At 59.9% G+C, this 20,418-nt stretch carries 26 protein-coding genes; 5 read left to right on the top strand and 21 right to left on the bottom strand.

The window, feature by feature from the left end; genetic code table 11:
- Positions 1-2: 2 nt before the first annotated feature.
- Both P5705_RS05300 and P5705_RS05295 read right to left on the bottom strand, forming a co-directional pair.
- Entirely contained in the window at positions 3-356 is a 354-nt protein-coding gene (locus tag P5705_RS05300; protein WP_011533470.1) for an SH3 domain-containing protein, read from the bottom strand.
- A gap of 46 nt (positions 357-402) precedes the next feature.
- Positions 403-894, bottom strand: coding sequence for a GNAT family N-acetyltransferase (locus P5705_RS05295; RefSeq protein WP_277459861.1), 492 nt, complete (start codon positions 892-894; stop codon positions 403-405).
- A gap of 354 nt (positions 895-1,248) precedes the next feature.
- Between P5705_RS05295 and P5705_RS05290 the strand changes: the two genes are divergently transcribed.
- Positions 1,249-1,434 carry a hypothetical protein gene (locus tag P5705_RS05290; RefSeq protein WP_277459860.1) on the top strand — a complete coding sequence of 62 codons (186 nt, stop codon included), beginning with the start codon at positions 1,249-1,251 and terminating at the stop codon, positions 1,432-1,434.
- An 11-nt stretch (positions 1,435-1,445) separates the two neighbouring features.
- Here P5705_RS05290 and fos read toward each other — a convergent pair whose 3' ends face one another.
- A complete protein-coding gene (fos, locus tag P5705_RS05285) occupies positions 1,446-1,856 on the bottom strand; it encodes a fosfomycin resistance glutathione transferase (RefSeq protein ID WP_277459859.1) in 411 nt (136 codons plus the stop codon).
- Positions 1,857-1,976: 120 nt separating this feature from the next.
- Here fos and P5705_RS05280 point away from each other — a divergent pair, with 120 nt between their 5' ends.
- Entirely contained in the window at positions 1,977-2,405 is a 429-nt protein-coding gene (locus tag P5705_RS05280; protein WP_277459857.1) for an anti-virulence regulator CigR family protein, read from the top strand.
- A 59-nt stretch (positions 2,406-2,464) separates the two neighbouring features.
- Here the strand turns inward: P5705_RS05280 and P5705_RS05275 are convergent, their stop codons facing one another.
- Positions 2,465-3,610 (bottom strand): AAA family ATPase, encoded by a 1,146-nt coding sequence (locus P5705_RS05275; RefSeq protein ID WP_277459856.1) that lies wholly within the window; start codon positions 3,608-3,610, stop codon positions 2,465-2,467.
- Between the two features lie 14 nt (positions 3,611-3,624).
- Positions 3,625-4,485 (bottom strand): RNA ligase family protein, encoded by an 861-nt coding sequence (locus tag P5705_RS05270; RefSeq protein ID WP_277459855.1) that lies wholly within the window; start codon positions 4,483-4,485, stop codon positions 3,625-3,627.
- 425 nt (positions 4,486-4,910) lie between these two features.
- Between P5705_RS05270 and P5705_RS05265 the strand changes: the two genes are divergently transcribed.
- Positions 4,911-5,957 (top strand): sensor domain-containing diguanylate cyclase, encoded by a 1,047-nt coding sequence (locus P5705_RS05265; RefSeq protein WP_277459854.1) that lies wholly within the window; start codon positions 4,911-4,913, stop codon positions 5,955-5,957.
- Positions 5,958-6,150: 193 nt separating this feature from the next.
- Here the strand turns inward: P5705_RS05265 and P5705_RS05260 are convergent, their stop codons facing one another.
- Both P5705_RS05260 and P5705_RS05255 read right to left on the bottom strand, forming a co-directional pair.
- Positions 6,151-6,900 carry a hypothetical protein gene (locus tag P5705_RS05260; RefSeq protein WP_277459853.1) on the bottom strand — a complete coding sequence of 250 codons (750 nt, stop codon included), beginning with the start codon at positions 6,898-6,900 and terminating at the stop codon, positions 6,151-6,153.
- A gap of 207 nt (positions 6,901-7,107) precedes the next feature.
- Positions 7,108-7,257: a hypothetical protein gene (locus P5705_RS05255; RefSeq protein WP_277459852.1), complete on the bottom strand. Its 150-nt coding sequence runs from the start codon at positions 7,255-7,257 to the stop codon at positions 7,108-7,110.
- Positions 7,258-7,305: 48 nt separating this feature from the next.
- On the opposite strand from P5705_RS05255, the gene P5705_RS05250 reads away from it, so the two are divergent.
- Entirely contained in the window at positions 7,306-7,539 is a 234-nt protein-coding gene (locus P5705_RS05250) for a hypothetical protein (RefSeq protein WP_346780502.1), read from the top strand.
- A gap of 359 nt (positions 7,540-7,898) precedes the next feature.
- On the top strand, positions 7,899-8,567 hold the full coding sequence (locus P5705_RS05245; protein ID WP_277459851.1) for a DUF4145 domain-containing protein: 669 nt from the start codon (positions 7,899-7,901) through the stop codon (positions 8,565-8,567).
- A gap of 285 nt (positions 8,568-8,852) precedes the next feature.
- Here the strand turns inward: P5705_RS05245 and P5705_RS05240 are convergent, their stop codons facing one another.
- From P5705_RS05240 to P5705_RS05180, 14 genes are all read right to left on the bottom strand, one after another.
- Positions 8,853-9,146: a hypothetical protein gene (locus P5705_RS05240; RefSeq protein WP_277459916.1), complete on the bottom strand. Its 294-nt coding sequence runs from the start codon at positions 9,144-9,146 to the stop codon at positions 8,853-8,855.
- Positions 9,147-9,204: 58 nt separating this feature from the next.
- On the bottom strand, positions 9,205-9,471 hold the full coding sequence (locus tag P5705_RS05235) for a hypothetical protein (RefSeq protein WP_277459850.1): 267 nt from the start codon (positions 9,469-9,471) through the stop codon (positions 9,205-9,207).
- A 77-nt stretch (positions 9,472-9,548) separates the two neighbouring features.
- The gene (locus P5705_RS26320; RefSeq protein WP_431196925.1) at positions 9,549-9,863 is read right to left on the bottom strand and encodes a hypothetical protein; all 315 of its coding nucleotides are present in this window, start codon (positions 9,861-9,863) and stop codon (positions 9,549-9,551) included.
- 228 nt (positions 9,864-10,091) lie between these two features.
- Complete coding sequence (locus P5705_RS05230) at positions 10,092-10,394, bottom strand: hypothetical protein (RefSeq protein ID WP_277459849.1); 303 nt, start codon at positions 10,392-10,394, stop codon at positions 10,092-10,094.
- Between the two features lie 35 nt (positions 10,395-10,429).
- Complete coding sequence (locus tag P5705_RS05225; protein WP_277459848.1) at positions 10,430-10,792, bottom strand: hypothetical protein; 363 nt, start codon at positions 10,790-10,792, stop codon at positions 10,430-10,432.
- Positions 10,789-11,211: a structural protein P5 gene (locus tag P5705_RS05220; RefSeq protein ID WP_277459847.1), complete on the bottom strand. Its 423-nt coding sequence runs from the start codon at positions 11,209-11,211 to the stop codon at positions 10,789-10,791. The genes P5705_RS05225 and P5705_RS05220 overlap by 4 nt, the downstream gene beginning before the upstream one ends.
- 57 nt (positions 11,212-11,268) lie before the next feature.
- Entirely contained in the window at positions 11,269-11,721 is a 453-nt protein-coding gene (locus P5705_RS05215; protein WP_277459846.1) for a tail fiber assembly protein, read from the bottom strand.
- The gene (locus P5705_RS05210; protein ID WP_277459845.1) at positions 11,718-12,482 is read right to left on the bottom strand and encodes a hypothetical protein; all 765 of its coding nucleotides are present in this window, start codon (positions 12,480-12,482) and stop codon (positions 11,718-11,720) included. The genes P5705_RS05215 and P5705_RS05210 overlap by 4 nt, the downstream gene beginning before the upstream one ends.
- Before the next feature lie 11 nt (positions 12,483-12,493).
- Positions 12,494-13,543, bottom strand: a complete 1,050-nt coding sequence (locus P5705_RS05205) for a hypothetical protein (RefSeq protein ID WP_277459844.1) — start codon at positions 13,541-13,543, stop codon at positions 12,494-12,496.
- Entirely contained in the window at positions 13,543-17,391 is a 3,849-nt protein-coding gene (locus P5705_RS05200) for a phage tail protein (RefSeq protein WP_277459843.1), read from the bottom strand. Before P5705_RS05200 ends, P5705_RS05205 begins: the two co-directional genes overlap by 1 nt.
- 56 nt (positions 17,392-17,447) lie before the next feature.
- Positions 17,448-17,816, bottom strand: a complete 369-nt coding sequence (locus tag P5705_RS05195; protein WP_277459842.1) for a hypothetical protein — start codon at positions 17,814-17,816, stop codon at positions 17,448-17,450.
- A gap of 51 nt (positions 17,817-17,867) precedes the next feature.
- Complete coding sequence (locus P5705_RS05190; protein ID WP_431196923.1) at positions 17,868-18,425, bottom strand: tail assembly protein; 558 nt, start codon at positions 18,423-18,425, stop codon at positions 17,868-17,870.
- 464 nt (positions 18,426-18,889) lie between these two features.
- Entirely contained in the window at positions 18,890-19,657 is a 768-nt protein-coding gene (locus P5705_RS05185) for a C40 family peptidase (RefSeq protein WP_277459840.1), read from the bottom strand.
- A 2-nt stretch (positions 19,658-19,659) separates the two neighbouring features.
- Positions 19,660-20,409 carry a phage minor tail protein L gene (locus tag P5705_RS05180; protein WP_277459839.1) on the bottom strand — a complete coding sequence of 250 codons (750 nt, stop codon included), beginning with the start codon at positions 20,407-20,409 and terminating at the stop codon, positions 19,660-19,662.
- Positions 20,410-20,418 lie beyond the last annotated feature (9 nt).

Raw genomic sequence — 20,418 nt, 5'->3', positions numbered from 1 at the left:
GCTCAGGCCATCAGCCGCAACTTCGCCAATGGCAACCAGCCCAGTTCGCCATTGCGCAGGCTTCGGCACCACAGCCAGCCGTTCAAGGGCCGCAACCCCTCGACCATCTGGCCAGGGTCGATATCCAGCTCATGGGCACTGTAGGCTTCCAGTGCCCTGCCCCGTCCAACACCGAGCCGCTCGATGACCTGGGCCGGCACCCAGCCCGGTGTCTGCCCCGCACAACTGCACAGATACCAGTCCTCCCAGTGCTCGTTGCCCTCGTAGCGCTGGCCTATTTCCAGCAGGGTATCCCTGGCGAAGGTAATGGGTGCCGGGTATTCACTGCGGTGGGGTGCTATCACGACGTACTTCACAAGCCTCTCCCTGGCTGCGAAAAGCGTCGATGCTAACAGACCTGTCTCAGAGCACCATGACCATCTCGTGCCAGGCCATGCCACCGTGGTCGGAGGCCGATGGGCGGACATAGCGGTAGCCCAGCTTCTCGTAGAGGCCGACATGCCGGTCCTTGCACATCAGGTGGATGCTCGCCTTGCCGCGCTCGCGCATCTGCTCGACGAAGCGTGCCATCAAGCGCCCGGCGTGGCCCTGGCCCTGATGTGCCGGGTCCAGCACCACCGACATGATCACCACGTTGGGGGCCGCCGGCTCATGCCCGACCAACTCCTTGAAGGCCTCATCGGACATCACGACTTCGTGGGCGCAACCACTATTGATGAAACCGATCACCTGGTCGTCCAGCTCCAGAATCAGGAAACCTTCCGGATACTGGGCGATGCGCGTGGCGATCTTCTCCCGAGTGGCGGCCTCATCGCCCTCGTAGGCGGTGGCCTCGATCTGATAACAACGGTCCACATCGTGTGGCGTGGCCTGGCGGAAGGTCAGGGAACTCATGGGGTGTCCGGATAGCTGGAAACAGAGCGAGACATGCTAGCGGAAGTTGTCCTGTGGCGCTGATTTGCAACATAACTTTTCAGCAGGGACCTGCAAGCACCGCCAACCCGAAAGTCCATGCTCGCATCCCCTTTTCGGCGCAAGGCCGCAAGGTTCAGGGCCTGCAGCTAATCGGCTGGAAGCATGTGGAAACATTCTCGACGAACACCCTGTAGGAGCGATCTTGTCGTGAAGTAGGACGTTTCACTCTAGCCCCTCGTCCGTGTATGAATAATCAGTATTGAATGCTGAATCGAGCTGATACCGTCGCCACATTCCTACAACGGCACGGATGCCACACCAAGTGAGAACACCATGGAAAACTACGATGCTTCCGCACTGGGGCTACAGAAATGCCTGCTGAACATGCGCAAGGACCACGCACGACTGAAAGCAACCGGGGACCTGAAGCGCGCGGACGAGTTGGCGCGCATCATTGCCAGGCTGGAACAGGGGTTGCTCAAGACCTCGCAAGCCTTCAAGCCGACCACCTTGCAGTGATCCGACACGGGTCAGTCGTAAAACATCATCTCCCTGTAGGGGCTGGCACGGCACGCCGCCAAACGCGACGCCAGGTCGCCGACATGCGCTTCCAGTTGATGACCGTCGGGATCAAGGAAGTAGAGCGAATCTCCTTCGCTCTTGTCCTGCTTCCAAAGCGCAACATCCCGTTCACGCAAATGTTGCGCGAAAGCACTGAAATGCCCCTGCTCGATGGAGAATGCGTAGTGCGTGTAGCTGCGCGGCAAGTCCGCCGCACGCACTTCGTCCACTGACAGGCAGAGCCACAGGTCACCCAGGCTGAGGTAGGCCCCTGCCTTCCAGCTCGCGTGCAACCTGAAGCCCAGTGTTTGCTGATAGAACGCGATGCTTCGAGGCAATTGGCTTACGGCGAGGGTGAGGTGATTGAAGCCCGTCAGCATGGTAGAGACTCTGGAGAGATTGACCGCTGGACTGTAGGCCACAGGCAGTGAAATGTCTGCACGTCGCAATAGACTGACTACGCTCTTTGCTCAAAGGAAGCCGTCCAGAGGTAACCGCCAATGAAGCTTGAATCGCTGTTCACGGCAGCATTGAGCCTGGCCCTTGTCTGCGCGAGCCCTACCTTGCTGGCGGATCCAGGCAAGGGAAAGGGCCATGACAAGGGCAACCCGCAGGGTAGCCAGGGCCACTCACAGCACGGTAGTGACTGGCATGGCGGCCCATCCGTGGACCTGGGTGGGGTGCGAGTCGTACTCGATGACAACCGCGAGTACTGGAGTCGCGGCTCGTCATTACCGCCTGGAGTACAGAAGAACCTTGAACGGGGCAAGCCGCTTCCGCCAGGGATTGCCAAGAAGCTGGATAGCCGGCTGTTGGGGAGACTTCCGCATTATGACGGCTATGAATGGCGACAGGCCGGGGCAGACCTGCTGTTGGTGACGATTGCCACCGGCGTGATCTATGAAGTCTTGCACAACGTGCTGGACTGAAGGCGCATGGCCACGGGCACATGGTGTCGCAAAAGCCCGATTTCGCGATACGGGCCCGATCAAGCCGTCACCGCCTGATACGTGACCCGGTGCGCCTCGGTTGGCAATGGCACCTCCCACTTGAACAGCATGCGGCGGATATCGTCGTTGCGCAGTGACGTGTCACGCCGCTGGTTGCGCCGCATGATCTCGGCCTCGGGGCGCTCCAGGTAGACGATCTCCACCTGCGCGCCGTAACCGTAGAGCAAGTCCAGAGTACGGCTGCGCATCTGCGCCGACAGGTGCGTCGAGTTCCACACGAACGGCCGCTGCTCACGCAGCAAGGCCTTGGCCCGGTCGATGGCATAATGCGCGGCGGCCCCCTCGTTCTGCCCATGGCGCAAGCCCAGAGCCTGGCGCGCATCGTCGAACGATACCACCGGCAGATCCGGATGATGCCGCGCGGTCCAGGTATCCTTGCCGCTGGCCGGCAGGCCCGAGAGCATCACCACCTGCGAGCCTTTCGGCGCGTGAAGCGAGTAATCGGGGTGCACCCGCGCGCCACGCAGGTACTGGATGCGCGTGTAGTCGTCGGCGAACGCCCGCGGCCCGTGCAGGCAGCCTTCCTCGGCCGCCAGCTCTTTCCACAGCTCGATGGCGGCCAGTACATCGGCCTTGCCAACGTAGTGGCGGCCTTGCATGTCGGCTTCAGCCACCGCGCAGAGCATCCACACCGGTAGCTCCCATGACAGCTTGTGCAGCAGGAATTCCGCGCTGCGCCCACTGCGATCGCCCTGCAATGCAAAGAACGGCAACTGATGTACCGCGATGATGCGGCAGATCTGCTCGCGCAGGTCGAACGGCACGCCAGCGCGCCATAGCAGCAGCCGCGCATCCACCGCGCCCCGGCGCGAGTGGCCGGGTTGGCCGATGCGTCCGGTTTCCGGGTCGATCACCGTGGTGTCGGGTTTGGCGATGTCATGCAACAGCGCCGCAAAGAACAGCACCAGGCGTTGCTCGGCAGCGGCCTGCTGATAAGCGGGTTGTGCCAGCAGCGCCTCGACCACCAGGCGGGTGTGGGTCCACACATCGCCCTCAGCGTGGTAGGTCGGGTCCTGCGGTGTGTCGGCCAGGCGCGCCAAGGCCGGAATTGCCGCCAGGCAGGCCGTGGCGTCCATGTCGCGCCCAGGCTCGGGCACCAGGTGTTGCAGTTGTCGAATATCCATTTCGGGATGCTCCTTCAGTAGCCGCGGCGCGGGCCCTGCCAGTCCATGGACAGGCAAGGCGCGTACAGGTCGACGCCGTCGGCCAGTTGATTGGGGATGAACGGTTGGTTGGCATGGTGCTGGTCGGCATCGAGGATGGCCTGGACGAAGTCCTGGCGAACCCATTTGAGCCGACCCAGGGTCTGCCGCTCGTCCTCGAGCTTCAGGTACAGCCCCTCCATGCGGCTGGAGCGGTCGCACTGGCGCCAGGCGCGGGCCCGGTCGAGGCCTTCGCGGCTCACTACCTGCTCGAACACCTCTCGCCACCGTAGGGTCTTGGCCAGCGAATCACCGACCAGCGCCATCAGGTCCGCATGACGGCGCGGCGCCGGGCCCTCGTACAACACCGGCACCGAAAGCACCGGCCCGCCCTCGAGCAAGCGTCGGCGCGCCGCGGTAGACAGGAACAGCCCTGTGGCGCGGTCCCAGATGTCGAACTCGCAGAAGTAATGCGGCAAGTGGTCGTAAAACACCGAGTGCTTCTTGTGCAGCCACTCGCCATACAGCACGAAGCGGTCTTCGAGGCGTTCCAGCAACCAGCGCTCATGGGCCACGGCCCACTGCTTGAACAGGTTGAACTGGCGCTCGCGGCCACCGCCGGTGAGGTAGTGACCGCGCGACTGCAGGCGCAACTCACCGCCTTCGGTGAAGCTGATGCCGGCGTTGGCGCCGTCGAGTTTTTCTTCCACCACCAGCCATTGGCCGGCCAGGGTGGCATAGCGGACCTGGCCTGCGTCGGTGTCACCGTCCTGCAGACGCGAACCTTCCAGGTGGGGCGTGCGGGGGTACTTGAGCAGTTCGAGGGTGTGCGCGTCGGCACGAAAATCCATGTTCATGGGTTTCTCCATTCAAAAAGGGAAAAACCGACGACAGGATCAGGCAGGCACAGCGATGAAGCGCCGCCGCGCACAGGCGCGGGCAGCCATCAGGCACGATGGACCGTCGTCGGTATCAGGCGTGTTGGCTGGCGTAGGGCACTGGCTTCACCACTTGGGGAAAGGTTGCGGGGACTTAGGGCGCGCATTCAACAGCAAATGGCCGTGTTGGGTCAAGCCCCATTGGCCATGTGCCAGGGCGCAACACCCATTACGCGAAGTGGATTAGCCAGGACGGGGCAACTGCCGTGGGGTTGTTAAACCAGGCCTTCATTTCCCCAAACTGACTTCGATCTAATGCTCTCATCTGTCTAAAGTACTTCATGTCTCGGCGTCAAAAGCTTGCCTTTCGCAGATGCTACCTACCCATGGACTGGAGAAAAGACATGCCGGCCTGTCCCATACCGACTGACGAAACGCTTCGGCAGCGTACCCTCGATGAGATGAATGTGCTGGATACGCCGGCTGAGCATTACCTCGATACCCTGGTGCGGCTCACCCAGGAAGTTGCACACGTGGACACTGTGCTTATTAGCTTGATCGATCAAGATCGACAGTGGTTCAAGGCCAGGATTGGGCTAGACGTGAGTGAGACCCCACGCGATGTATCCTTCTGTGGTTATGCCATTCTGGGCGAAGACACCTTGCTGGTACCGGACGCCGAGAACGATCCGCGATTCGCCGATAATCCGCTGGTATTGGGCGCACCTTATATCCGCTTCTATGCCGGGCACCCCTTGCGTGCTGGAAACGGCAAAGCCATCGGCACCCTATGCATGTTCGGCCCTCACCCGCGCCTTCTGAGCGAGGCCCAACAATCCAACTTCAGGGATCTCGCGACACTCGCAGAGGGTTATCTACAACTACGCAGTTTGATACAGGCCAACCGCGACCTTCGGTTGGAAATGGACCGTGAGCAACGCAAGGCTTTACTTGATCCACTTACACAGCTATGGAACCGCGGCGCATTGGCAGCCTTCCAGGATCGTGAACGGCGTTTGGCAGAGGAAAAAGGTCTACAGTTGGGCGCTGTTTATGCGGACCTTGACCATTTCAAGTCTGTCAACGACAAGCATGGTCACGCCGAGGGCGACCTGGTGCTCTGCGAGTGTGCGCGTCGCCTGCGCGCTGCACTTCGTCCCGATGACCTGCTGGTGCGCCAGGGCGGTGAGGAATTCGTCGCCCTGCTGCGGGTAAATGACCGTGAAGAACTGATGCTGATCGCGGAGCGCGTGCGGCTACTCATCGGCAGTAGACCGGTACAACTCTCCAGCGGTCCGTTGAGGGTGAGCGTCAGTATTGGATGTACTCTACTCAGCGATAGCGAACAGATCGATGACGCACTGCGGCGCGCCGACAGCGGACTCTACGCAGCCAAACAGGGGGGGCGTGACCAAGTTGTCTATATGCCGGCGCCGGCTGTTGACCATTGAGTTATCGGACCGATCGGCTGACCAGACAGCGCGAGTGTGGAGCGTCGAAAAACAATGGCCCCACCAATCGGTGGGGCCTTTTCACATGGAGCCCCGACACGCAGCCGGGGTCCTTTTCTCTCACCCTTACACTGCGACTTTCTGAACACCTCCAGAATCCGCGTCAAGTCATGCCGCTGCCGATCATCCAACTTCAGCCTTTGTCGCGCTTGCTACCAGCCTGCCCACCTGGAGAGGCCAGGAACCAGGTTCCAAGCTGATCCATGTTCTTGGCACTGAGCTTCACAGCCCCATAGGTTCGCTCCTGCCCCTTGATCATCGAGGGCAGCCCTTGGAACACTTCCCGGAACTCCACGTCATTAGTTGCAGCCGTCAGTACCGCACTGCCGATCATCATAATTTCAAGCCCGGATTCGGGAGTACCATCGCCTCCCGCCATGAGGATGACGTCGAGCACTTCGCCATTGCCCTTTGAAATAGTCGCAACCAGCGCGGTGTACTGGCCAATCTCAGCGTTCAGTACGTCATTGAACTCCCCTGGAACGACACGGCTGCCATCAACCCGATACTTGAGGTCGAGCTTCTTCAGCAAAGCGTTCAGGCGAGTTGCGTACTGTTGTGGGGTTAGACCCAAGGTCTTGGCCGATTTATCTTTCGACACGGGCACGGCTGGAGAAACCACTTCTGCCTGGGTGACAACAGGCTCGGGGACGTGAGCCTCAACCAGTGACTCGGCAGGTTTCGTTTCTGATTTCGGTTTCGCCTCAATGATCCCCACGGCAAGGGCCAACACCACCACCATCAGCCCGGCCAAGCTACCAACCGTGCTGCCGACGAAATTTCGCAAGAGCCAACCTCGGCCGTTACTTCGCAACTTTCTGGCCAGCCACCACCAAGCGAAGACCAAGACCGCTATGGCCAGAACTCCAACAACTCCATCCATTACTGAGTAACTCCTGTAGAAAAATAGCCATCATACCCGGTCAGTGCCTTCAACAGCGCGAGTCAGCCGGGTTAATACTCTCGGCAAACGTAATATCAGCCAAGGCCAGGCGGTGCGCTGGTGCACACTCTTATCATCTGGCAATAGTTGCCGAAAAATAAGCCAGCACATTCGCTTCGCTGGCGGTGAGGCTGACAAAACAACCCGCTAGACCTGCTGAACGCGCTGCTCGCACTTGCCCTGCGTGCGCTGCAGGCGCAGGAGAGGTTCACCAGGCAACTGCCGGCGGAACTGATCCAGGTCGTCGAGCGTGATAACCGGACGGTTCGTGAGCAGCGCGTTCGGTTTGTCTTTCACAACACTGCCACGAGTGAAGCGTACCGGTCCTCGGACGTACTACGGCATGTGTGGTGGATCGGCCACCTGGAGAAGGCAGGCGTTCGCCAGCGCGGGCCGAACACCTGCCGGCATACGTTCGCCAGCCAGGTGCTGAGCAGCGGCCTGGCCACGCCAGAGTGGATTGCGGATCAGATGGGGCACACCTCGACGGCCATGATCTTCAGGCACTACGCTAAGTGGATCAGCCAGGACGGGCCGGATGTGGTGGGGTTGTTGAACCAGGCGCTCAGGTTGAGCTGAGCGCATAAAAAAAGGGCCATGGAGGCCCCTTCTTTTTGCCTTCGATTCCCAAAATGTTCCCAAAACGTTCCCTTTTGAGGGGTCGCCTAAGGTAAACATCAATGAAATCAGGCGCTTAGATGGCGGAAGCGTAGAGATTCGAACTCTAGGATAGTTGCCCATCGACGGTTTTCAAGACCGTTACATAATACCTTATGCGGCGCGCATTGTAAGGCAAAATCGATTCCAAAACAAAGACGAAACGGCACGGCTACAGGCCGCATGCTGCAAGGGTCGCCGCTTCGGTTTTGGAATCGATTTTTAGGCTATCGCGAAGCGGCAACTCTGTTGATAGGATTGAGAAAACGGAGGAAATCTTTATGGCAAAAGCAACTCTAATCTGGTCGCACTGCAACCGCTGCGCGAGGGACACCAAACACGACTGCCTCAAGGAGGTAGCTCAGAGTTTTGAAGATTCATGGAATGATGAATATGAATACCAGTGGGGCAAGGTCAACAAATTAGTACAGTGCCGGGGCTGCGAGGAAATATCCCTAAGAGTCGACTGGTGGCATTCCGAATACGACGCCAGCGACGACACAGACTTTTATCCGCCGAGGGTGTCGAGGCAGCCGCCGAGGTGGAAGCGCTATCTACCTGATGAATGGCAGAGCATGATGGTGGAGATTTATTCAGCGCTTCATGCAAACAGCAGGAGGCTCGCTATGATGGGAGCTAGGGCGATCGTCGACATGTATATGAATCATGTCGTCGGAGACATCGGCGGGTTTATTCAGAAGCTGAACCAGCTCGTCAAGGCTGGGCACCTTGGAAAGCTTGACAAAGAGATCCTAGAAGCGGCGCTGGAGGCCGGGCACGCATCGTCGCATCGCGGGCATCTTCCCAGCAGCGCGGATGTGAATCATGTCATGGACATTGTTGAGAATTTGCTACAGAAGCACGCCCTTGCGAAATCCGCTGCCGTTCTAAAGATGAAAACTCCCCCCCGGGTAAAAGCTGCACCTGCAGTCAATGAGGACGCGAAATAGCTACCTTCCAGTACTGCAACAGTAGTGGAAAAAGCAGACCTTATGCCGCGTCGTTCGTGACCTATGCGTCGACGCTGTCTAATATGCATTGGCGAGTTTCGCCCAGTAAAACCGAGAAGCTGCAGCGCAGTTTTAGACAGCCGCCCCTTCCCGGCTTCCAGCCGAAACACCAGCCGTCCTGGCTAGCGTAACTCCACAACCTCATCAGACTCGTTATCGACCAACGCCCACGACCTGGCCGCCTCGGCGAGCTCATCCATCCATGGCTGCGGGATGCCTGCGGCACTACTGCGCACGGCACCACCAGGATTGCGCGTACAGCACCCCGTCGACTTCCTCCAGGCCGATGATGTTCATTCCGAGCTGAGCCATGCCGGTTACACAGGCATCGTGCAGTCGCGGGATGATGTCCGGGCCCGGGGTTGGGTTGAAGACCCAGGCCTCGATGCAGTACCGGCCAAGCACTTTGCTGTGCCCGTACTCGATGTGCACGTCGGCACGCATCGGCTGGATCTTCTTGAGTTGATCGCTCGAGATCGCGATGCCGCGCTCTCGACGGCGAACGAGGAGGAAGTACATGGCACACCAATACTGTATATAGATACAGCATTTGATCATCCATTCTTTTACCGCACCACTACCGCCCAGCGGCTTGGCCAGCAACGTCAATGCCGTATGAGGGTTGGTGACCAAGCGCATACAGCTGGTAATCCGTCACGGCCTTATACGCCGACTCAGCGATCAGGCTCAGCCGCTCGACTTCCTCTGGCGGAGCGCCAGCTTCCTGGGCCTCGTGATATCGATGCAAAGCGGCAATCGCTTCCCGTATCAACGGCTCACCCGCTTCGATCATTCCCGCTATGGTTCGCTTCACGGCCCTGTCCTGGCGACTTGATCGGAGCATTATAGGGCGGTATCACAGGACGGGCCCTCTATTCGGCCCGTGCATCCACCCATGAGATATGAAGGAAAGCACCACTTTTACATGACACGTCTACCTATAGTGACGGGGCACGGAACTATCCACTCCCATATTGGCTCGCCCTCATGCCAGGGCAAGCCCTGCCAATACAGCTCGGCAAAATAGGAGCTGACTATCGGCGTCTGTTTTGGAGCAGTAATGAGCCTCATGTCCCCCCGAAAGGCATCGGGACTTGAAAGCTCATAAATTGCGTGGCCAGCAGATCCATAGTCAGACATAAACCGAACCGCCGAATCAAGATTGTCCACTGCGTAAATACTCTGATACCTAGACGGCCTATTAGGGAATCTGGCACGCCTCACCCATTCAAACAAGATTTCAGTTTGCGAGTTCAGTGAGCTTTCGCTATCGAGATCACTGGAAAGAAGGTAGTAGCTACCATGCTTCGAAACCCCCTCCGGACATAGATCTCTTGCAAAACCTGTCAGAAATTCAGGATCAAGTTTTGAAACCTGAGACAACTCACAGACATACCCCTCTTGTAAGCTGCCTGCGCGATCAACTGTAAATAGATGCAAGGTCCATCTCCGCAAAAAACTAAATTATTGACATACCCGGCCCCCAGCTTCCAGCTGTTTCTCGTATCCTATCCGCTGCCGGCGCTCGGCCAGCAGTACCCTCACCTTCACTTCCAGGCTGTCGGTCTTGCGTAGATCGGCAGCCGCCCAGGCAGGTGCCGACACACCCGGCGTCTGGCACGGCACCTGCACCGGCACCTCGACGCGCACGTACTGGACCTGTGACTCCGCGCGCCCAGTGCACCCGGAAATGGCCAGGATAACCGCCACCCCACCCCCACAGGTGAAGCCACGGATTACGAGGCCTGCTGCCTGGAATAGGCCCATTTCGCTCCTACAGAAACATACGTTGCCCGCCAGCTTCATAGGCCAAGCTCCTGGTCGATGATCGAGGTGGCGGCCGCGCACTGGTCGCCGCCGGTTCGCTCCTGCTGCAGTCGGTTCGCCGCGGCGAAGTCGCTCTGGGCGCTGGCCGCAGCCTCGTCCACGGCCTGCTTCGCCCTGGCCTGGCGAACGCTCTCGGCCAGGGTCAGTTCACCCAGGGCCTTGCCCTGCTCCTGCGCCAGGCCGGCCAGGTTGTCCCGGACCGCGGCGCATTGCGTGGCCAGGTCCTGCTGGCCGTCCAGCAGAGGTCTGAAGTGATGAGTTGTGGCCCAGGTGCCAACGGCCATGCCGAGCAAGATCAGCAGGCCGGTGCCGGTGAGGCGCAGTGCCCAGGCCTTCACGCCAACGCCCTCCGCACGCCCTCGGCAAAGACGCCCGGCGGGTACTCGTAGTTCGCGTTCTCGTGCTTGATGATCGCGTGCACCAGGCCACGCAGCACCTGCTGGTCCTTGATGTTCGTGATCGGGTCGCTCGCCCCCAGGCCGCAACGCTGGGCTACGGTACGAACATAGGCATCTGTGTCGTTCTCTACCTCCGGCGCCCAGCGCTTGATGATCGCGGCCACGGTTCTCAGGCCGTGCTTGTGGTAGTAGGTCTGCAGCAGCTTGCCGAGTGCACGGATGCCGTTCTCCGGCGTGTCGAAGATGCAGAATCGACCGCCGGGCTCTTTTCCGATCTGGCCCACCCAGTTGTTCGCGGGGTTGTAGTCGATGTTGCCCGGGTTGCAATTGCGCACGCCACGGGGAAGCAGTTGATTCATGGGGTTTCTCCAGGCAAAAAAATACCGCCTCATGGCGGTCGGTGGGATTGGTGTGGATCAGGCCGGCGGCGCGGGCCAGTCGATGGTGTTCGGGTAACCAAGCTGATCGGGTAGGCGGTTCAGCGCGATACGGTACCGCTTCCATTCCTTGAGCAACGCCGCTTCCGCGTCGGTTGCGTCGTCAAGATCGACAGCATCCTGCAGCGGTGCAATTGCAGAGTCGGCACCGGCGCGGCGGTGTGCAGTTTCGGCCATCGCCTCGCGCAGTTGCAGCGCAGGAAGCAGTACATCTATCTCGATCTGAGACGCTCTGCGCCAGCCTTGAATCTCATGACTACTCAGCACGAGTACTACACCATCGGTCCAGTAAGCGGGAGTCGGATCCAGGTATGCGCTGACTTCGCCCGCGCTCATTTCGACGTAACCGGCCGGCAAGTACTCATCGACCGGGTCGCCTTGATCGAACGCCATCACGGGACCGCCGGCGGCATTGCGGAAATATCGCATCATCTGAGTTCATTCCATGCAGTGAGGGCGCTTACGGAACCGTTGGAGGCGCCAACCGAGTACGTGGCGCTGGGCGGCACAATTGCTGTTGCGGTCGCAATGTAGACCCCCGCTGCCCCCGCATAACCTGCATACACAACGGCTCCCCCAATTGTGATGTTGAGCGCGGTGTTCACTGACGACGCTGGGCCGGCATGGACGATTACTTGAATGGGGCGGCCGGTCGTGTTTGTGTAGAGTGTGCCTAGCGAGCGCTGTGACAGCATGTTCTGCCAGGATTGACCGACCCCCACATCGCCGATTCCGAGCGCAGTCTTTGCAGCGGCGGAAGTTGCCGAGCCGGTACCACCCTGGGCGATGCTCAAAGCCGTTGTCATGCCGGTCAGCGATGTGATGTCGTTGTTTGCGCCGGACTTTGCAGCCCCGATGTTCGTCCGGAGCGTTACAACGTCAGCGGCATTGCCGAAGAGCGCCAACGTGGTGCCGTACTGCTCGACCACCTGGCGGAGGCGATCGGCTGACTCTTTAACGTAGCCCTGCATCGGAGCCAGACCATAGGCGCCTGCGCTTACTGTGGCGCCTTGATACGCTGGGAGGATGCTGAGCACCGTGCTGCTGGCAATGTTGGTTACCTCATACCAGCGCCCGTCCGGACCCTGGAAAGCATCGCCAACCCTCGCGTTGGCGGGAAAGTTCGTGCCCGCGCCAGTCACCGTGGTCTGGCCAGCAGTGATCGACACAGTGCCCTGTCTATACCATGGCATGCGTTACTCCTTCAGATTGTTTTCATTGGACGAGCGGCGAATAGAGTTCTGCCGTTCGCAAGTACAGGGTTCACACCGTCATTGTTCTCGCAGTACATCTGCAGAACACTCCGGTTTCCCGGCAAAAATCCACCAAAGTTGACCCTGAAAGGCTGAGTCGTCTGAGCGATGTTGGTCTGCGAGAAAAGGGCATTGGCAAGAATGAAATCCGCGTTGTTTCCGGTCCATGCCATCTGTTGGCTTGTTGCGTAGTAGCCAGGCCTCGCTATAGGGTCTCCAGCCGTCACAAATGAGTTGGCTGTGGGCTGGCTGTTGAGCACCGCAAGGTTCATTGTCGAGGCAAACAAGCGCTCCCCGGACGGCCCTTTGACCGACGCTCCGTATTGCCCTACAGCTGACGTATCGGTCATATAACTGGCACAGAACCAAGATATGCGAATGGGCAGCTTCCACCCTGCGCCGTGCGCTTCGTTCCGATAGTCCCGCAAACGGAACCCTGTCCAGTTACCCGGCGAACCAATAACGCTGAACTGTCCGACCATAAAGTAATCGTTTGCATTGATGAAAATCAGGGGCCGCTCGTATGTAGTAATCGGTGACGAGAAAGCTCGGTAGTCGTCTCCTTCAATATTTAAATCACCACCTCCGTAAATGAATGAAAACCTCCCCGAATACCTAATAGTAAGTGCCTTGTTCACTGCATCGATCTGCGTTGCAATGCCGTTGTTCTTCGTGCGTATGCCATAGGTGCCAGGCGCGCTGAATGGCTCGCTGCCTTTCGAAAGGATCATTACCTGCCAGGTTTTGCTCTGGGGCTGTTTAAGTTGCAGCTGTCCCGTGGTCCACCAGGCTGCTGGTGAGAATGTGAACAACCCCGCGTCTTCAAGCGTATCGACAACCACAAACGACTCAGCCTTGATTTCAGGTATCGAAATGTACTGATCGAACGCTCCGTTACCGACCACTTGCATCATCTTCAGCGACCGAATCGGCGTAACTGTCGTATCAAGGGTCACCGCCCCGGACGCATCGCGCGTCCTAAGCCCGTACTGAGCAGCCATTAGTAAAGCCTCCCCACAGCAGTCCGCTCGACACCGTTGGCGTCGTAGACGTACAGGCCGCCGTTGTTCAGCAGCGTTGATCCGCTTGCATCCTGACCTCGGACGATGAACGAACCATTGACCAGATTGATCTCGATCAGCGGCAGACCCTGAGCGTTTACAGCCTGAGAGCGCAAGGTCATGCCCAGAACAATCTGTTGAATGAACGCGGTGTTGATCACCGCCTGGTTGATGAACACCTGACCGCTCTGAACCACGAAGGGAACAATCAAGTTGCCGCTCACTTCATCGACCACGGCGAACCGTTGCGCGAACGCGAGGATTTCCGATGTGTCACCATCGACGCCGACCGATAAGCCCGCCATGACCTTGCGGCCGCCTGTGATGGTCTGTGCCTTGATGGTCGTCTGCGCACGCACCCGGCCATCGACACCAACTACCGCTTCGCTTACCTGCTGAACGGATGCCCTGGTCTCTCCTATCGATGCCTCGAGAGTCTCCGACTTTCGAGCCAGCGCCTGGTCGGCATTGGCCAGTGTGCGAACTTCCGACGCAAAGCTGGCTTTCGACTTCCAAGCATCGAGCGCGCCCAGCAGGTCACCTTCCCCCGAATCCTCACGGCCAGCTGTGTACACGGAATCAACGGTGGTCCTGAGCCCTGCAATCGCCTCGTCAGTTGTGGTCTGAGCCTCTTCGACAGTGGTGAGTCTCGCCCTATTGTCATCGACCTCAGTACCGAGCTGCGTCATCCGCGTTGCGGTGGTCCGATCATTCGTTGCCACCACCTGCTCTAGCGTTGTGATGTTCGCCTTATTGTCGGCCACCTGTGCGTCAAGCGACGTCAGCCTTGTAACTGTGGCCTCGTTTTCGTTGGCCCGTACACGTACCTCCTGCGCGAACTTTGCAGCGCTGTCCCAGCCGCGCAGAGCGTCAGCAAGATCCCCTTCGCCATCGTCCTCGCGCCAGGCGGCCTGCAGGGCGTTCATCTGGCTGGCCGAGGCCGTGACCTTGCCGTCAATGGTCTCGATATCAGCAGTGTTTTGCTGCACCTGGAGCGCGAGAGCATTCGCAGTTTCGAGAATTGTGCCGATATCGGCCCAGTAGTTGACGTCAGGCGGCGCAGCGCCGACTGGTACGGGGACTATCGCTTGGAACAGACGCTGCCCCTGTCGCACAACCTCACCCTTGGCGTAGGCCTTGGCCGGGTCGTATGCCAGAGCGTCGGTCAGCTGGTCGATGCGCTCATAGAGTTCGTCCTTCGCCTGCTCCACGCGGTCATTGACCGACCCGGGACCATCGCCCGAGATCAGCTCGATCTCTTTCCGCAGCTCGGGATACAGAGCGCCGTTGCCGATCTTGTCGCGGAAGTACTCCTCATACTCGGACTGGTCCGAGCTCGAACGCCCTTGAACACCCACACCCGCGGGATACCACGGACCGATGTTCCCGGTTCGATCCACCAGGCGAGCCCAGTAGAAGAACTCCACCCCGGCCATTAGGCCGTGGATCTCATGTTCGGCTTGCGGGTAGGCGAAGTCACCGAGCTTGACGGCGTCAGCGCGATCGGTCGTCTTGCTCTGCCAGAGCTCTGTCCGCTGGGTGTCTTCGGCACCAGCGGGGAAGCCCCATTTCAGGCGAGTGCCGTAGACCAACGGGGTGGTAGTGAGGAACGACACCGCTGGCGGTGCACCCTCCTTGCCTTTCAACTCGGTGAGCGCGGAGCTGCGCCAGGTAGACATGATGTCGAAGGCGCTGACGGCACGGACGCGCGCGAGGTACTGGCCGGCGTAGATGCCAACAACATCCACCGAAGCGGTGCCGGTGCGCTGCAGGCGGATCCAGTTGCCACTGTCCTTGCGCCATTCCACGTCGTAGGCCACGGCTCCTTCCACGGCGGGCCAGGCGATGGTCATCGTGCTGACGGCCAGGCCCTGGGCAATCGCGTAGCCGGACGTCAGGGTCACTCTCGCCGGCGGCGGCACGGTCGTTACCGGGATGATGCTGATCGGCCGCTCTTCGAGCTTTGCGCCGGTGTCGATTGCGGCGAACTTGCTCGGGTTGAACTCCAACGCCGTGATTTCGTACTCGCCCTCGGCGGTGCGCGAGGTCTTCAGTACGCGGAACAGCTGGACCGCCAGGTCGTCGGCGTCGATGGCCCACTGCAGCTCAGGCTCGGGCGGCGCGCTGTAGGCCGTGGTCACGGTCACGGCACGCCCGGCGACCGACGCTACAGTTCGGCCCTGGGCGCTGCCGTTGGGCAGGTTGATGATCAGTCGGTCGCCAGTCTTGATCTGGGTGTCGCGGTCCAGGGTCACGATCTTGCCGGCTGCGGTGGCGATGCGGCCACCGTTCGGGCGCCCCGACAGCAGCTCATCCGCCACCGGGATGACGTGGCCAGGCAGCGGAATGCGCCCTTCCATGCCGGTCTTGAAGGTGACGGTGCGGTCCTGGTTGTTGCTCAGCAACGCCCACTTCCCGCGACGCTGGGCCTCACTGGCCCGCGTGCAGCCGATGGCCGAGATCTCGATGGGCCGGTCCTGATACCGGCGCTGCAACGCCAGGTCAGTGACCGGGATCACGTCGGTGTCGTAGTTGTTGCCCGGGTTGTCGTAGCTGACCAGGGCGCGACTGTAGTGCGTGCTGCGCTCGGCGCCGCCGTAGGTGAACTCGCCGTCGATGACGTTGGCCCGGGTGAACACGTAGTCGAAGTCCTGCGCGCGCGGCATGTCGGCCTGCATGAACAGCGAACCCTGGGCCCAGTACACCATGCCCCGGTAAATCGCCGACAGGTCGCGTAGCAGCGTCCAGGCCTCGGCTTTGCCCTGCAGGTTCATGTCGCACAGGAAGCGCGGCTCCTGGCCCCCTACCCCATCCGGCACCAGCTGGTCGCAGTACTGGGCGATGCGGTACATCTCCCACTTGTCGACCATCCACGACTTGATGCGCTTGCCCAGGCCGAAGCGGTCTTCAGCGCAGAGGCCGTAGGTGACGAACGCCGGATTGTTCGTCCAGGCCTGCTTGAAAGTCCCGTCCCAAGTGCCGCTGTAGGAGCGGGCGATCGGGTCGTAGTTGGTCGGCACCGGCCAACGCCGGGCTTTGCACTTCACGGTCACCGACGGGATGTTCTGGAACTGCTCGGCGTCGAACTCAATGTAGAGCAGCGCAGTGTTTGGGTAGCGCAGCTTCTGATCGATGATCTCGGTGTAGCCCGCAATGGTCATCGTATCGGCGACGGCGCCGGTGTTCTGGTTCGGCGTCAGGCGGCGCACGCGGAGGGTCCAGCCGGTCAGCGCTTTCGGCAGGTCGACACGCACAGAGCGCTGGTAGGTACTGGTGGTCTTGCCGTCCACGGCGCCCAGATTAGCTTCCACGAATGCGCCGCCGTCGGTGGCCACGTCAACGGCGTACTCGATGCGGTAGCCGTTGGTGTCGCCAGTGTTCGGGTCCTGACTGAGCAGGCGCGGCCAACTGAAGCGCAGGCGCACCGCCGACAGCTGGGTGTTGCTGAGCGCCCGCGTCCACGGCGCATCGTTGCGCAGTTCGACGCCGACCGACGTTTCGCTCTCAACGGCCGGGATGCCCTGAATGTAGTCCTGTTCGATGGCGCCGCTGCGCCACTCCCACTTCACGCCGGGGAAGTTAACGTTGCCGCTGGCGTCCATGATCGGGGTGTTGTCGAGGTAGATCTCGCGGTCCGTCGGCGTGCCGTCGAACTCGCCCTCGCCCACCGCCAGCAGGACCTTTGCAACGTTGGTGGACCGTAGACTGTCGGGAGCCTCGTAGGGAGCCTTAGGCTTCTTCTCGCCACCCTTGGCGCCGGTGATCTCTGTGGGAAGTGCTGAGCCCATGCTTTCCTCCGGGCAATAAAAAACCCGCCGAAGCGGGTTATTCTTGAAAGGTCGATTCATTGTGGCCGTGATAAGAATGCGGTGAAATACTTAGAAAATGGAAGCATGATAATTGGGGTTTCGAGTGGGGTCGGCCCTGTAAAGGCTAGCCCCAGCTCACCAATAAAGCCTTGATCGAGAGTTAACGTCCGTTTAGTGACATCGCAGTAAAACTGGCGCATGTCATCGACCACCAAGTTTTCGATTTCAAGGATGCAGTCAACGGTAAACCGTCCCTTCTCTTCACGGAAGAGAATTACATAGCGACACTGATGTGCCTTTACTGGGTCAAGGACCTCACCAACAAGAGTCCATCTATCCAATGCTTCGTTCACAGAATCTGATCGCAAAACACAAATGCCGCTTTCCAAAAGCTGTTTTTGCATCACCACCCCATCCCCAAAAGCACAATTTTTATCTGAAAGCCGCCCAAGAATTCAAGCCTTGTCCTCTGCGTAGATCGAGGCCGAGATGATTGCCCCACCCCATCGGCGATCGCCGATGCAGATGGGCACCGGATTGCCACTGGCGGTGGTGTTCTTGGCGCTGCCGAAAGCGTAGGACGGCAGGTTCTCAGGAGCGGCACTCTGTGACAGGCCTTTGGCCTGTGGGCTGAGCATCTGGATGACGCCGCCAGCAACCAGAGCGATGCCCGGCGCCAACGTGTACCCGCCAGTGAACGGGCTGGCGATAATCATGATCGCGCCGATGATGGTCTGAAGCAGACCTGCACGCTTGCTGCCCTCGATCACCGGCACAATCCGCAGCTCACGGGTGCCGCCGCGCCCCATGTCATTGAGACCGACGTTCTTCCGATTGCGGAACACGGCGAAACGCAGGCCTAGGCCATCGAGGCGCCGGATCTCTTCTTCGAATCCGGCCAGCGTGGCCTTCAAGGCCTTGAACACCTCCCAGGTGTCGCCGCTGTCAAGCTGGCGGTGGTGGGTCCTACCGAACTTCTGGGCAAGGGATCCAGAGAGTTTGATGGTAGTCATGGGAGCGCAAATCGGAGATGACGCCATTTCATTACTCCAAAAAAAACCGCCTTTCGGCGGTACTTATGTAGTCAGGGTCGATACCCCTACAGGCAGTTCAGCACTGCCACTCTCTGTTCTTCGCCAGCTTGATTCCCAAGCAGAATCACTCCGTCGTAGAACCAAACGGCAGTCTCACCGTTCAACGGCCTTACATCTACCTGACCAAGCGGATCTCCAAACACTCCACAAGAAACTCGATACCCGCTCTCGAGTGGTTGAGTCACTGCGGTCATTCTAGAGCTCCAAGCATCGTGCACACACGCAGCAAATTCTTGGGGTTGCTTGGAGGTAGTGTATGTCTCCGGATAATACGTGCCAGACAGGTCGTTCATCGGCTTCGTTGAACAACCACCCAGCAGAACAAACCCAAATGCAATCATTGCTAGCCGCATAACTCACTCTATTGAAAAAGCGAAATGATATCATTTTGCGCTTGGATGATTTGTGCGGTGCCGCAGGATCAGGCGGGCACGGTCATGCCAAGGACCGCCATAGATGATGACCTCGGACGGCCGACCGTACAGGTGGTGCAGGAGAAACGGGCCAGGCCCGTACAGCTCGGCCTGCTCGCCCGGCAGCTTTGGATCGTCGCCGAGGAAAATACCCGCGTGGTTCGGGTGCGCCGCCCGGCCCACTGCCATGACGATCATGTCGCCGCGTTCGGGGCGGTCCACCTGGTAGAACCCGGCAGCCTTGTAGGCCTGCTCGTACAGGCTCGGCCCAGCGACATGCTCCCACCAACCGTCCTCGCGAGCGTAGGCTGGAAACTCCAGTCCCCACTCACGCCGGAACCAGTCGGCGCAAACTTGCCAGCAGTCCCAGGCGCCGTGCACGAACGAGCGACCCAGCAGCGGTGTTTCACCCGTTGGCGTGATGGTTCGCAAGTCTCCCTCCGGCCACGACAGGATGTGCCACGGTAGACAGGTCGCCTCACACATGGCCAGGTCGCGCGGCGACGGCCTGTTGGTGGCGTCGGGGTGTGAGTGCACGATGCCGATCACCTGGCCCTGGTCTTCTGCCTCGGCGTACTCCTCGGGCGCGATGCGAAACTCCTCGGTCGGATCGGTGGCCACGTTCGCGCAAGGGAAATAGATCTGCTTCCGGCCCACGGCCAGAATAAGCCCGCAGCATTCGCGCGGGTACTCCGCCGCGGCGTGCGCTTGCACGGCGGCGAGGATGTGTTTCAACATGATCAGCTCCTGGCGATCAAGGAGACAGCCGGGAAGCCGCCGAAATTGAGTTGGTTGCCCTGGCCGAAGCGAACAGCACAGCCCGTATCCAGGCAGCCATTGCACTGATCCTTGGCCGGGTCATCCGTGGGGTTGCCGTCGAAGTCGAAGTAAGGCCCGGTGTAGCCGCAGCTCGGCCCACGGTAGCCGTTGGTCATCGCCCAGTGACACAGCTGGGTCATCTGGCGGCCGATGCTCTCGCCGCCAACATCCCCCGGGCTGGCCAACTCCCACGACACCGTGGTCCCGTTCTCGGAAACCTTCTGGTCGATGTACCAGACTTCTGTGCTCTCCTCTGTCGGGTCGGCATCAGGGTTCCCGCCTGGAAAATTCGCTGCGTCCAAGTATCGTTTCAGCGTGTACCGAATGGTCAGTTTGAACTCGAGCAGGTTGTCAAAGGCCAGGCACAGAGCAGTGATCCGCCCGCCAACGTTGCCAACCGAAATCGTCGGGCGTACGGCGGTACCGTCCGAGTTCGCTTCAATGCCCTCGATATGCATCGGCCAGGCGCCATACTCATTGCCCTGCCACCAGATAGATTTGGCCGGCAGCTGGTCGGCATTGGCGCCTGCTGCTGCCAGTTCCGTGGGCGAGTGCGGGATCGCATGCCCGTGGAAGCGCAGGATGTCGGCGCCCCAGTCCGAACCGTCGAGCTCGAACAGCAGCACTTCGCTGCCCGGCTGGAGCAGCTGGATGTCTTTGATCAGTGACATGGTGATTCC

Source organism: Pseudomonas entomophila (assembly GCF_029478665.1).
Classification (GTDB): Bacteria; Pseudomonadota; Gammaproteobacteria; order Pseudomonadales; family Pseudomonadaceae; genus Aquipseudomonas; species Aquipseudomonas entomophila_F.
The sequence above is the reverse complement of the archived record's forward strand: the minus strand, read 5'-3'. Positions and strand labels throughout refer to the sequence as shown.